General features: G+C 70.9%; 12 protein-coding genes. 4 read left to right on the top strand and 8 right to left on the bottom strand.

Features of this window, described 5'->3' with window-relative positions:
- Positions 1-549 precede the first annotated feature (549 nt).
- Positions 550-1,623, top strand: a complete 1,074-nt coding sequence (locus tag KUF83_RS20415; RefSeq protein WP_217456176.1) for a dihydrodipicolinate reductase — start codon at positions 550-552, stop codon at positions 1,621-1,623.
- A 66-nt stretch (positions 1,624-1,689) separates the two neighbouring features.
- On the top strand, positions 1,690-2,169 hold the full coding sequence (locus KUF83_RS20410; protein ID WP_217456175.1) for a carboxymuconolactone decarboxylase family protein: 480 nt from the start codon (positions 1,690-1,692) through the stop codon (positions 2,167-2,169).
- A 104-nt stretch (positions 2,170-2,273) separates the two neighbouring features.
- Here the strand turns inward: KUF83_RS20410 and KUF83_RS20405 are convergent, their stop codons facing one another.
- Positions 2,274-3,911 (bottom strand): GMC oxidoreductase, encoded by a 1,638-nt coding sequence (locus tag KUF83_RS20405; RefSeq protein ID WP_217456174.1) that lies wholly within the window; start codon positions 3,909-3,911, stop codon positions 2,274-2,276.
- Positions 3,912-4,138: 227 nt separating this feature from the next.
- Positions 4,139-5,401 carry a CdaR family transcriptional regulator gene (locus tag KUF83_RS20400; protein WP_217456173.1) on the bottom strand — a complete coding sequence of 421 codons (1,263 nt, stop codon included), beginning with the start codon at positions 5,399-5,401 and terminating at the stop codon, positions 4,139-4,141.
- A gap of 285 nt (positions 5,402-5,686) precedes the next feature.
- On the opposite strand from KUF83_RS20400, the gene KUF83_RS20395 reads away from it, so the two are divergent.
- Positions 5,687-6,049: a hypothetical protein gene (locus KUF83_RS20395; protein ID WP_217456506.1), complete on the top strand. Its 363-nt coding sequence runs from the start codon at positions 5,687-5,689 to the stop codon at positions 6,047-6,049.
- 37 nt (positions 6,050-6,086) lie between these two features.
- Here KUF83_RS20395 and KUF83_RS20390 read toward each other — a convergent pair whose 3' ends face one another.
- The 5 genes from KUF83_RS20390 to KUF83_RS20370 all read right to left on the bottom strand — a co-directional run bounded on the left by KUF83_RS20390 (position 6,087) and on the right by KUF83_RS20370 (position 10,612).
- Positions 6,087-7,052, bottom strand: coding sequence for a YihY/virulence factor BrkB family protein (locus tag KUF83_RS20390; protein WP_217456172.1), 966 nt, complete (start codon positions 7,050-7,052; stop codon positions 6,087-6,089).
- Positions 7,053-7,595: 543 nt separating this feature from the next.
- The gene (locus tag KUF83_RS20385) at positions 7,596-8,642 is read right to left on the bottom strand and encodes a low specificity L-threonine aldolase (protein WP_217456171.1); all 1,047 of its coding nucleotides are present in this window, start codon (positions 8,640-8,642) and stop codon (positions 7,596-7,598) included.
- A gap of 118 nt (positions 8,643-8,760) precedes the next feature.
- A complete protein-coding gene (locus tag KUF83_RS20380) occupies positions 8,761-9,426 on the bottom strand; it encodes a TetR/AcrR family transcriptional regulator (protein WP_217456170.1) in 666 nt (221 codons plus the stop codon).
- Between the two features lie 241 nt (positions 9,427-9,667).
- Positions 9,668-10,111 carry a hypothetical protein gene (locus KUF83_RS20375; protein ID WP_217456169.1) on the bottom strand — a complete coding sequence of 148 codons (444 nt, stop codon included), beginning with the start codon at positions 10,109-10,111 and terminating at the stop codon, positions 9,668-9,670.
- A gap of 33 nt (positions 10,112-10,144) precedes the next feature.
- Positions 10,145-10,612, bottom strand: coding sequence for an SHOCT domain-containing protein (locus KUF83_RS20370; protein WP_217456168.1), 468 nt, complete (start codon positions 10,610-10,612; stop codon positions 10,145-10,147).
- A gap of 425 nt (positions 10,613-11,037) precedes the next feature.
- Between KUF83_RS20370 and KUF83_RS20365 the strand changes: the two genes are divergently transcribed.
- Positions 11,038-12,447 carry a DUF2252 domain-containing protein gene (locus KUF83_RS20365; protein WP_217456167.1) on the top strand — a complete coding sequence of 470 codons (1,410 nt, stop codon included), beginning with the start codon at positions 11,038-11,040 and terminating at the stop codon, positions 12,445-12,447.
- A gap of 75 nt (positions 12,448-12,522) precedes the next feature.
- Here KUF83_RS20365 and KUF83_RS20360 read toward each other — a convergent pair whose 3' ends face one another.
- Entirely contained in the window at positions 12,523-12,720 is a 198-nt protein-coding gene (locus KUF83_RS20360; RefSeq protein WP_217456166.1) for a hypothetical protein, read from the bottom strand.
- Positions 12,721-12,816: the final 96 nt, after the last annotated feature.

Raw genomic sequence — 12,816 nt, 5'->3', positions numbered from 1 at the left:
TCGGGGCAGTACCCGGGGGCCCGCACTGTGTGGACCCCTGTGTCGCCGCAATTGACCCCGTCCGGAATGGAACGCCGGAAATACAAAAGTGCCCGACGAATACGAATTCGTCTGAGGCACTTGAAGTGTGCGGGAACTACAACTGCAACTGGATCAAGACTAGCACGACAGACCCGCCAGGCAACGGCACACCCGCACCACCGAAGAACCGTTACGGACGGGCCGCCACTCCAGGGCCCTTACGACCCCCTCGCCGCCCCGGGGTCCCGGTGGCGGGGCGACGGTCCGCCCGCGCGCTGCCGGCCCTGCCGACCGACACCGGGATCCTGCCGTTCGCACGGACGACGACGGCCACCCCGGGACCAGCGGCCACCCCTGGTCCGCCTTGGGGTCCACCACCTCAAGTCCCTCTGACACGCTCCCGCTTGGGCCGCCCGGGACCCGCCGCCCTGGTCGCGCCGCCCTGGTTCCGGGAGGCCGGTGCAGGGCGTTCCGGGAGGTCGGTGCAGGACTCTGGAAACTGACGACTCGTCAGGTTACGCTCCGCGCATGATTTCCACGGTGGTCTGGGGTACCGGAAACGTCGGCCGCGCGGCGATCCGTGCCGTCGAGGCGCACCCGGCGCTCGACCTCGCGGCCGTCCTCGTGCACAGCCCCGACAAGGTCGGCCGTGACGCGGGCGACCTCGGCGGTCTGGGCCGGGGCCTGGGGATCGCCGCGACCGACGACGTCGACGCCGTACTCGCCGACGGCCCGCGGGCCGTCGTGTACGCGGCGTCGGGCGACATCCGGCCCGACGAGGCCCTGGCCGACATCGCCAGGGCGATCCGCGGCGGCGCCGTGGTCGTGACTCCGTCGCTGTACCCGCTCTACGACCAGCGCAACGCCCCGCCGGAGTTCCGGGACCCCGTGCTCGCCGCCGTGTCGGACGGCGGAGGGTCGCTGTTCGTCTCCGGCGTGGACCCCGGCTGGGGCAACGACGTACTGCCGCTGCTGATGAGCGGGCTCGGCACGGTCGTCGACGCCATCCGGTGCCAGGAGATCTTCGACTACTCCACGTACGAGCAGGAGGAGTCGGTCCGGTACCTGGTCGGGATGGGCCAGCCGATGGAGTACGAGCCGCTGATGCTCGCCCCGTCGATCCCGACGATGGTGTGGGGCGGGCAGATACGGCTGATGGCCAGGGCCCTCGGCGTCGAACTCGACGAGATACGCGAGACCTTGCAGCGCCGCGCCCTCGACACCACGGTGAGCACCCGGACGATGGGCGTCTTCGAGGCGGGCACCCAGGGCGCCGTGCGGTTCGAGGTGCAGGGGTTCGTCGGGGGTGAGCCCCGGATCGTCATCGAGCACGTCACGCGCATCCATCCGTCCTGTGCGCCCGACTGGCCGGCGCCGCCCAACGGCGACGGCGCGCACCGCGTGATCATCGAGGGCCGCCCCCGTATCGAGATCACCGTCGAGGCGACCGACGAGGGCGAGAACCGTTCCGCGGGCGGGAACGCCACGGCGGTCGGGCGGCTGGTCGGCGCGATCGACTGGCTCGTGGACGCGGAGCCCGGACTGTACGACGCGCTCGACGTCCCCCTGCGGCCGGCGGTCGGAAGGCTCGGCAGGAAATGACGCCGACGCCCGAGGCCGCGCCTCCCCTTCCCGGCCGAGGCCGGGGCGTGATCGAAGGAGTCCCGGATGCACGTCGACGTTCCCGAGGGCAAGAACCCGATCGAGTACGTGTGGGGCGAGATGGTCCCCGGCATCGGGCCCGCCGCCGCGAACTTCTCGCTGGCCGTCTACTCCCATACGACGCTGGGGCTGCGCGAGTTCGAGGCCGCGCGGCTTCGGACCGCGCAGATCAACGGCTGTCTGTTCTGCCTCGACTGGCGGACCGAGCGGGACGGACAGAAGGTCGAGGAGGGGTTCGCCGACGCCGTGCTCCAGTGGCGCACGACCGACGCGTTCGACGACCGCACTCGCTTGGCCGCCGAGTACGCGGAGCGGTACGCCCTGGATCACCATGGCCTCGACGAGGAGTTCTGGGGCCGGATGACCGCGCACTTCGGCCAGGCCGAGATCGTGGAGCTGACCATGAGTCTGGGGTCGTGGCTGGCGTTCGGGCGGCTCAACCACGTGCTGGGGCTCGACGCCATGTGTGTGCTGCCGGGCCACTGACGTGGCACGGGGCCGCCCGGCGCACGCGGTCGGCCCCGGGCTTGTTCCTCGCTCGGGACGGGATCCGCCGGTTCACCGGGCGGGTGCGGACGCCCGGCTCGTCGCTACAGGTCGGCGGCGATGATCGCTTCGATGTTCCGTTCGGCGAGGGCGGTGATGGTCACGAACGGGTTGACGCTGGTGTTGCCCGGGACGAGTGCGCCGTCGATGACGTACAGGCCCGGATGTCCGTGCAGGCGGCCGTAGTTGTCGGTCGCCCTGTTGAGCACGGCGCCACCGAGCGGGTGGTACGTGAGATGGTCGCCCCAGATCTTGTAGGTACCGAAGAGGTCGGTGCGGTAGATCGTCCCTTCCTTGGCGTTGATCTTGTCGAAGATCGTCTTGGCCATGTCGATCGACGGCTGCTTCCAGGCGGTCTGCCAGTTCAGGTCGACCCTGTTCGCCGCGGCGTTCCACGAGAACTGGGCCCGGTTGGGGTTCTTGGTGATCGACAGGTAGAACGAGGCGTAGGTCTCGATGCCGGTGGGCAGTGGGGCGACCTCGGCGAAGGCACCGCCCGCGGCCCAGTTGTCGATGCCGGAGCAGGGGATGGACGACTGCACGGCGCCGGTGGGGTCCCACATGTGGTTGGCGCGGCCGCACATGACGTTGCCGTTGTCGCCCCAGCCCTTGCCCACCTCGCCGTTGAGGGCGGGGAGTGCGCCGGTGGCCTTGAGTCTGACCAGGAGCTTGCTGGTTCCGACGCTGCCGGCCGCGAAGAAGACCCGGTCCGCGGTGACGGTCTTGGTGGCCGTGGTGGTACCGACGGTGTTGAGCTGGTCGATGACGACGGTGTAGCCGCCACCGGATCTCGGGGCGACCGAGGTGACCTTGTGCAGGGCTGAGATGGAGACTCGTCCCGTTGCCTTCGCCCGGGCGAGATAGGTCTGCTGCAAGGACTTCTTGCCGTAGTTGTTGCCATAGAGGATCTCGCCCGCGAGTGCGGACTTGGGTACGGTTCCGGCGGCCTCCCGCTCCATGTAGTCCCAGTCGTACACGTCGGGTACGAAGACGAACGGGAAGCCCGAACGCTGGGCGTGCTTACGGCCGACCCGGGCGTACTGGTAGCAGTCGGCGGTCTCGAACCACGCGGGGTCGACCGTGCCCACCCCGAGGCCCGCGTTGGCGCGCGGGTAGTAGACGGAGTACATCTCGTCGGCGTCGACCGAGGGCAGGACGGCGCCGAAGTTCTCGCGCCTGGGCGTGACCGCCATGCCGCCGTTGACCAGTGAGCCTCCGCCGACGCCGCGGCCCTGGTAGACGATGATGCCGCCCATCTCCTCGGCGTCAAGGATCCCGGTGTGGCGAGGGACGTCCTTGTCGATGGGAAATCCCAGGAAGTTGCTGAGCGGCTGCTTCGTCCTGGTGCGCAGCCAGTAGGACCGGTAGTCGGGGCTCGTGGTGTTGGCGAAGATCTTTCCGTCCGGTCCCGGGGTGTCCCAGGCCATGCCCATCTCGGCCATGTGGACGTCGACACCCGCCTGGGCCAGCCGCAGGGCGGCCACGGCGCCGCCGTATCCGGTGCCGATCACGAGAGCGGGTACGTGCGCCCCGGGCTCGATCACTGCGGCGGTGGTCGCCGCGTGGGCCGGGACCGCATGCCCGGCGAGCGCGGCCGACCCGAGAACAGAACTGGTTCCAGCTATGAATCTTCGACGTGACACGCCTCTCGCACGTGTCTCACGTGGGGAATCACCCTGCATGCGCGGCTCCTCACTCTCCATAGAGTGAAACGGGTTCTACTGGGAGCCAGATGAGAAGTCACGCCATACCCTGAGGTAACTTTCAAACGATCACAAAATGGGCATCACGTACACCTCCGGACACATCACGACCGCACAGAAGTCGACCGCACCATGCGTTTCGAGCCGGTGCACGGAGCGGTGGGGACCCGGGAGGCGCGACGGCGGTGCGGCTCCGCCCGGCGCCCTCAGCCGCGCAGAAGGCGCCGGGCGGTCAGCGCGAGACTGAGCTCCACCATGTCGGCCGGGCGGGCGAGCGAACGGCCGGTCAGCTGCTCGCACCGCTTCAGCCTGTTCAGGACGGTGTTGCGATGGCAGTACAGACGGACGCCCGCCCGCTGCGCCGAACCGTCGCACTCCAGCCACGCCTCCAGCGTGTCCAGCAGGATGTCGCGGTCGGACGGCTCCAGCCGCAGCAGCGGTCCGAGGACCTCCTCGGCCAGCGTCCCGCCCAGTTCCGGGCACGACATCACCATGGCCGCAGGGAGCCGCTCGGTCAGCCGTACGGTGCCCCCGCCGTCCGGACACATGCTCAGGGCCATGTCCGCCAGCCTGCGGGCATCGCCCACCGCCGCCAGCCCCGCCACCACGGGCCCGACCCCGATCCTCGCGCCCGCGGCCGGCCGCACCACCGGCTCGGGCAGCTCACCGTCACCGACCAGGAGGATGCCGTGATCGACGTCCACCCCCGCGTGCCAGTGGACGCGCGCATCGGCCGGGAGGACGTCGGCGGACACGGTCGCGCGCCCGCCCCGGTGCGTGCCCGCGACGGCGATGACGGCGTATCGCGCCTGTTCGGGCAGGTCCAGCGCCTCGGCGGTCGCGGCGACGTCGGCGATACGGCTGGTGCCGTCGAGGAGGGCCGCGGTCAGCAGGCGCACCCGGTGTTCCTGGCGCCAGGCCTGCTGCCGTTCCGTCCTGCGGTAGACGTCCGCCACGAGAGTGCAGTGCTCGTCGACGAAGTTCCAGACGTCGGCCGCCACATGGACGAGGAGGCGGACGTCCTCCGGGGCGGTCCTGGAGGTCTCTTCGACCAGCGCCTGCCAGATCAGGGACCCGCCGAGCCGAAAGGCGTGCAGGAGCGCGTCCAGCGGCAGTCCCTGTTCGGCGCGTGAGGCGCCGATCTTCCACGAGCAGCGCAGGGCCGCGTCCCGGGTGCTCCGCGGGTCGATCAGCGAACCGACGCTGTGGCGGAGCGACCGGTGCACCTCCTGCCACGTGCCCGTCGGATCGCTGTCCAAGGCTGTCCGGTAGGCGGGTTCACGCTCCCGCAGTGCGGCGACGAGACGGTCGGTCAGCTCGGGAAGGTTGTTCAGCAGGATCCGGGCCGACCGGTGCAGTACGCGAACGGCGTCGGCGTCGATCAGGGAACGGACCCTCGGGGGACGCGACAGCGCCGCGGACGGCGGTCCGTGGCCGAGCTCGACTCGGGACCGTACGGCGTGATGCATCGCGTTCTCCCGGGGCGTCGGCTCTGTGGCGGTGCGTCACAGCGGTCCGTCTGCGGCCGCCTGTCGGCCGCGCGCGCTGGTCGGCACCTGTCCCGTCCTGCCCCGTAGAATGACATACCGTCCAGTCGGTCCCTAGTGTTCTGCGACGTTCTTTTCCCTCGGCCGGGCCTCTCCAGAAGGTGACGGTCCGTCAGCGGCACGTGAGGCGTCGACCCGCGTGACCGGCCTCCTGCGTGTCCCGGGGTTTCGGGGGCATCCGGTATGCCAACCGGGAGGAGAGGTGTCATGTATCTGGCACGTGGAGCGAGCGAGGACGCCGACGGCTGGCTCTGGCCCCTGGGGGCTCTCGCTCTGTACGCGCTGATCAGCTACGCACTGGCCTACCGGGCACGCGCCCGGCGCGGCTCCCGGCACCCGGCCCACGACGCCCTGCACGACCTCAAGGACCGCGAGGAGCCGCAGACACCCCGGCAGCGCCTCGTGAGCCGCGCGATCATGCTGTGCGGAGGAGCCGCGACAGGCCTGGTCGCCTTCACGACGTCAGGCGTACCGCGCGTCCTGGCGGTCGCGGGCACCGCCGTCGTGGCGGTCGGGCTGTGGGCGTACTACGACCACCGCACCGAGACACCGGCGGCTCAGGGGCGATGACCTGAGGAACGTCCGCCGGAACCCGCGCCTCCTCGTGTCAGGGGCCGGAGCCCGGGTCCGGTTGCACTGCGGTGGTGATCCCGGCGCGGGCCGCTTCCAGCTGGGCGGCGAAGGCGATGCCGAGAAAGAGCGCGACGCCGGTGAGGTTGGCCCACAGCAGCAGGGCGACGAATGCCGTGAGCGGGCCGTAGACGGCACCGAACGACCCGCTCTCGGCCACGTAGAGCGCCAGCAGCCAGGTGGCCGTGACCCACAGCACCAGATGGACCGCCGAGCCGAAGGCGAGCCAGGTGTAGCCCGGCTGGTCCCTGCGGGGAGCCCAGCGGAAGATCACCGCGGAGGCGATCCAGGCCAGCGCGATGCCCAGCGGCACCTGCAGCGGCCCCCACCAGTCGAGCGGGGTACGGGACCAGCCGAACGCCTGCACGACCGACTCCCCCACCGCGTCGCCCGCGACGAGGACGAGGAACCCCAGGACCATGGGCATTCCGGCGGCGAGGGCGAGGAGCAGGGCCCGGGCGTACTTCGCGAGGAACGGCCGGTCGCGTTCGATGCCGTAGATCCGGTTGGCGCCCCGCTCCACCTGGGCCAGCGCCGAGGCCAGGTTCAGAACGGCGAAGGCCAGGCCCAGCCACATCGCGAGCGCGCCCCAGATGCCGGACCCGGCACTGCGCGCCGTCTCGCCCAGGGCGTCCTCGACCAGGTCCGCGCTGGCGCCGGGCACGATCCGGCTGAGGGTGAGCTCGATGATCCGTCCCACGCTCTCGGTGTGGACGGTCGTGGCGACACCGACCAGGGCGATGGTGAACGGGACCAGGCCCAGGACCACCTGGAAGGCGAGGGAGCGCGCGTTGGTGAAGCCGTCGGCGTAGCGGAAGCGGGAGAACGCGTCCAGCAGCAGACGGCGGCCTCCGTAGCGTCGCAGCGCGGTGAGTGCCTCGTCACCGGAGAGCTCCTCCCCGATCATGTCCCGCGTCTGCGGGACGTGCACGACGGTACCCATCGCGTATGTCTCCTCGTGTCGTTCGTCCACCCCGGGCCGCGAGCCGCGGTCATGGGCCACCGGCCGCGACCACGGGTCGTCGGCCGAGCCCGTCGTACCGTGTTGCCGGTCGTACGGAGATCAGCCGCCGCGCGCCTGTCGAAGCACGGTCCGCCGCGGATCGCGCCCTCCGGTCACCCGGCGGCCCCGACCCGGACGGCGGATGATCGCACACACATCCAGCCGCGTCCGGACCGGGCCGGATGCCGGCTGATTCCGTCATCATGGGGCCGACGTCATCCGGATCGCGAATCCCGCCCGGCCTCCGCCCTCCCGGCCCGCGACCCGGCGACCGCAGCACGGCGAAATCGGGAACACATGGGAACCCTCAAGGCAGCAAGGCGCGCACGCGGCGCCCGTACGGAAGCGACCTCGTGAGCGCGGCCCGCATCCCAGGACTGATCCTGCCCGTGGTCTTCTTCTGCGCTTTCGCCGCCGGAGCCTTCTGGTACTGGCGCCATCGCGGCGACTGAGGTGCTCGGCCGTCGGCCCGCCGTCCACGGATCAGGCGGTGTACCGGCGGATGGAGTGCAGCAGGCCGTCGATGTCCTGCGGGGTGGTCGCGAAGGAGGTGACGAACCGGACGACGCCGGGCTCCCAGCGGTCGTGGTAGAAGGTGTAGCCGTCGGACAGCAGACGCTCGCTGACCTGCTGCGGCAGTCGGCAGAAGAGGATGTTGGCCTCCGCCGCCCCGAGGAGCTCGACTTCCTGCATGGCCTTGAGACCGTCCTGGAGGCGGGCGGCCATGGCGTTGGCGTGGGCCGCGTTGCGCAGCCACAGGTCGTCGGTCAGGTAGGCGTCGAGCTGCGCGGCCTGGAAGCGCGCCTTGGCTGCGAGCTGACCGGCCCGCTTGGCGCGGAAGGAGAGTTCCGCGGTGAGGGAGCGGTCGAGGACGACGATCGCCTCGGCGGTCATCGTGCCGTTCTTGGTGGCACCGAACGACAACAGGTCGACGCCGGCCCGCCAGGTCAGGTCCGCGGGGGCACACCCGAGGGCGGCGACGGCTCCGGCGAAGCGGGCGCCGTCCATGTGCAGTCGCAGGCCCGCCTCCTTGGTGATGGCGCCGAGATGGCGGAGTTCGTCGAGGGTGTAGACGGCGCCGGTCTCGGTGGCCTGGGTGACGCTCACCACCGAGGGCTCCACGCTGTGCACGTCTCCGGCCTTGTGCCGTACTGCCGCACGGAGTTCGTCCGGGTCGATCCTGGCGTCGTCGCCGCCGAGCGGCACCAGCTTCGCGCCCGCGGTGTAGAACTCCGGTGCCCCGCACTCGTCGTTGTTGACGTGACTGTGGCGGTGGCACAGCACGCTGCCCCAGGGCGGGGTCAGCGCGGCCAGACTCAGGGCGTTGGCGGCGGAGCCCGTGGAGACGAGGAGGAGGTCGACGTCCCGCTCGAAGATCTCGCAGAGCCGGCGGCGGACTCCGTCCGTGAGGGGGTCGGAGCCGTACGGCGGGGCGTGCCCCGAGGCGGCCCGGGCCACCGCGTCGACTATCTCCGGGGAGGCGCCGGCGGCGTTGTCACTGCTGAAGACGCGGGAGGGGGCGGTGCTCATGACGTGGGTTCTTACCTTCCTTTGGCGGCGGGTGGGGCGACGGCGGCCGTTGCCGTCCTGCCGAGAGATGGCGTCGCGGTACGGGCGGCCGCGGCCCGGGGGCGAGAGCGGCGAGTGATCACCCCGGGCCGCTCCCGGGGACCGTCCGCTGCGGCGCGGCGGCACGGATCAGCTGGCGCAGGGCTCCGTAGTAGACCTCGTGGTCGGTCACGGCGGGCAGGATCACGGCCACGTTGGCGGTCAGCGTCGGGAAGTCCTCCGGGTCGAGCGAGGCCAGGGCCGTACGGGTGGCCGCCTGGGCCGCCCTGGGGTCGCGGTGGTCCACGAAGCTCGCGCAGCCGAGGGTGAGCAGGTAGATCCGCCGGTAGGCGGCGATCGCCTCTTCGGGCGTCATGCCGGCGGCGAGGCTGTCGGCGAGCTGCGGCTCGACGAGACGGGCCAGCAGGTTCGGTCCGAGCCAGGGGCGGGCGCCCCGCAGCGCAAGCAGGCCCGGATGCGCCGACAGCAGGCGGTACAGGGCGGTGAAGCGCGCCTCGGTGGCCTCGGCCCAGCCGGTACCCGGTTCGATCCCGGGCAGTCGGGCGGCCAGGTGGTCGGTGCACAGGTCGAGCAGCCCCGCCAGGTCGGTGCAGCGACGCTGGAGGGAGGCGAGGGAGATGCCCAGCCGGGCGGCCAGGGCGCGGAAGGTCAGCGCCGCGGGACCGGCCTCGTCGACCAGGCGCAGGGCGGTCTCGGCGATGCGCTCCGGAGTCGCGAGGTCCAGGGACGGGGAGTGGCGTGGCATGCGTGTCATCGTACGATACAGCGTATCGCAACGGAAGGGGTCGCCCTCGCGCGGCCGACGCGAGAACCGGCCGTGAGTGTCGTGACGTCGACGGCGTGCCGCTCCGGGCGCCGGTCGGCCGGTGCCCGGAGCGGCACGCCGCCCAGCGGTGACGAGCGGCGCCGGGACGGCCATCGGTGCGGGTGGCGCCGGACACGTCACAGGCGCGGGCCGCCGGTCGACGGCCCGCGCCTGGTTCGTTTCAGCCGTTGTACGACCGGCCCTCGGAGGAATCGTCCCCCCGGACCACGCACAGGGCCCAGATGATGAACGCCGAGAAGGCGATCATCACGATCGACCAGACCGGGTAGTACGGCAGGGAGAGGAAGTTGGCGACGATGATGAGTCCGGCGATGGCCACACCGGCGGCCCTCGCCCACACCGAAGCCTGGAAGAGCCCGAGACTGATGAGCACGGCGACAGCGCCCAGGACGAGGTGGATCCAGCCCCAGCCGGTGAGGTCGTACTCGAAGACGTAACTGCGGGTGGTGACGAAGACGTCGTCCTCGGCGATCGCCATGATCCCCCGGCAGATGTCCAGCACGCCTGCGATCATGAGCATGACCGCCGCGAAGGCTGTCAGACCCTGGGCCCAGTGCCGCTTGGCCGTGTGCGAGTGCGCGTGCGCGGTGTGTGTCGCAGTCATCCTGATGCCTCGATTCGGTGTCGTGCGATGCCGTCAGCGACCGGAGCCCGCGGATGCGGTGTCCGTCTGTCCCGACGGGCCGGAACCGCTCAGCACCAGTTCCTTGGCCCTGCGGAACTCGTCGTCCGTGATGTCACCGCGGCCACGGATCTCGGACAGCCTCGCGAGTTCGTCGACGCTGCTCGGCCGGCCTCCGTCCTGCGCGGCCTCCCGGACGTACTTCGTGAAGGCCTCCTGCTGTGCGCGCGCCTGCGCCACCTCGCGGCGGCCCATGTTCCTGCCACGGGCTATCACGTAGACGAAGACGCCCAGGAAGGGCAGGAAGAGCACGAACAGCATCCAGCCTGCCTTGGCCCACCCGCTGAGGTTGTCGTCCCGGAAGAGGTCGACGACGACCCGGAAGAGCAGGACGAACCACATGATCCACAGGAAGAAGACCAGCATGGACCAGAAGACGCTCAGCAGCGGATAGTCGTACGCGAGATGCATCTGCCCACTCATGTCATCCTCCGTCCCGGGCGTTCGCCCGGCAGCCGTTTCGCCGTCTTCAGGGTGCCCACGACAGACGCCCGACGGCCTCACCCGAACCGGGTGAACGGGACCGGACGTGGGCCGGCCCCGGCGGATCGCCGTCGCGCCCGGGACCGGCCCGCCGGACAGGGGCTTCCCGCGCCGCCGGATCCTGCTCGCCGTGGGGCCCGGATCACCCCCGGCGGGTGATCCGCGCCCGCCCCGGGGGCGATGAGCTGGAGGGGCGCAGGCACGTGCCTGCGCACGGCGGTACGGGCACGGTCTACGCCGGAAATGACCGGCAGGAGAGCGTTCCGGCGGCAGGCCGGAAACCACCGCCGGAGCGGGCGGAGGACAAAGCGGGCGGAGGACAAGCAGTGCTCCGTACGGGGGCAGCGGTTCAGGAGGTTGCGCCGATGGCCATACCGGTCGCGTTCACGGTTTCCCGGTCACCGCGGGAGAGGGCGGCGTTCGGCAGGAACGCCCGTACCCACACCCCCCGTTCGAGCCACGGCCGGTTCGAGGCGGCGACAGAGCGGCCCGACCCCGTCGAGGTCATCGAACGTCAATCGGCGTCCCGGTTGGCCGAGTTGGTGCCGATCCGCTACGGACGCATGCTGGAGTCCCCGTTCCGCTTCTACCGGGGCGCCGCGTCGATCATGGCCACGGACCTCGGATCCGTCCCGGACACCGGCCTGACGGTGCAGCTCTGCGGAGACGCCCACCTGCTCAACTTCCGGCTGCTGGCCTCGCCGGAGCGTCATCTGGTCTTCGACATCAACGACTTCGACGAGACTTTGGCCGGGCCGTTCGAATGGGACGTCAAGAGACTGGCGGCCAGCTTCGTGATCGCGGCCAGGGCCAACGGCTTCCCGGCCGACGAACAGGACACCGCGGCAGGAGCCTGTGTGAAGGCCTACCGGCAGCGGATGCGGAGGTTCGCCGGGATGCGCACCCTCGACATCTGGTACGCGCAGGACGACGTCGACCGGATGCGGGAACTGCTGGCCTCGTCGATGGACAGGCGGGCCAGACGCCGGAGCGCCGAGGCGACGGCGCGAGCCCGGACCCGCACCCACCTCCAGGCCTTCGAGAAACTCACCCGGGTCACGGCCGAGGGCAGGCGGATCACGCCGGACCCGCCGCTGATCACCCCGCTCCAGGACCTGCTCGCGGACACCTCCGAGAGCGAGGAGGCGAAGGAGCTCCGTACCGTCGTGGACGGGTATGCGCGGACCCTGTCCTCCGAGCGCCGTCACCTGCTGCGCCGCTACCGGCTCATGGACATGGCCCGCAAGGTGGTGGGCGTGGGCAGCGTCGGAACGCGCTGCTGGATCCTCCTCATGCTCGGCAGGGACGACGGTGATCCCCTGCTGTTGCAGGCCAAGGAGGCCCAGGAGTCGGTCCTCGCCGCACACACCGGCGGAGACCACTACGACAACCAGGGCCGCCGGGTGGTGGCGGGACAGCGGCTGATCCAGACGACCAGTGACATCTTCCTGGGCTGGACCCATGTCGTGGGCTTCGACGGGGTGGGCCGGGACTTCTACGTACGGCAGCTGCGGGACTGGAAGGGCATCGCCCGGCCGGAGACCATGGACCCCGGATTCCTCCGCCTGTTCGCGCAGCTGTGCGGTGCCTGTCTGGCGCGGGCCCACGCCCGTTCCGGAGACCCCGTGGCCATCGCCGCGTACCTGGGCGGGAGCGACCGCTTCGACCGCGCGCTCATCCGCTTCGCGCAGGCCTACGCCGACCAGAACGAGCGGGACTTCGCCTCCCTGGGCGCCGCCGTACGCTCCGGCAGGATCCACGCCGAGAGCCTCTGAGATCACGCCGGATCCCCGGCCACCGGGCCGCCCCGCGCTCGCCGGAATCGCGCCGCGCGGCCCGTGTGCGGGGCGTCAGCTCGGCAGCTGGCGCATCTCCAGGACGCGCAGGCCGAGCGACTGGCAGCGGGTCAGCAGTCCGAACAGGTGCGCTTCGTCGACCACGGACCCGAACAGGACGGTCTGGCCGTTCATCTCCACATGGTCCAGCTCCGGGAACGAACTGGCCAGCGTCTTCGACATGTGTCCTTCGACGCGGATCTCGTAGCGCATGAGCTGCTCTCCCTGGGCGACCTGGGACAGGCGTGCTGCGCCCTTCCCTACGATCGTCCGTCGCGCCGCACCCGCGCGGCCTCACCCCGCAGAGGT

The organism is Streptomyces sp. BV286 (assembly GCF_019090165.1).
Classification (GTDB): Bacteria; Actinomycetota; Actinomycetes; order Streptomycetales; family Streptomycetaceae; genus Streptomyces.
This window is presented reverse-complemented; position numbering and strand designations above follow the sequence as displayed.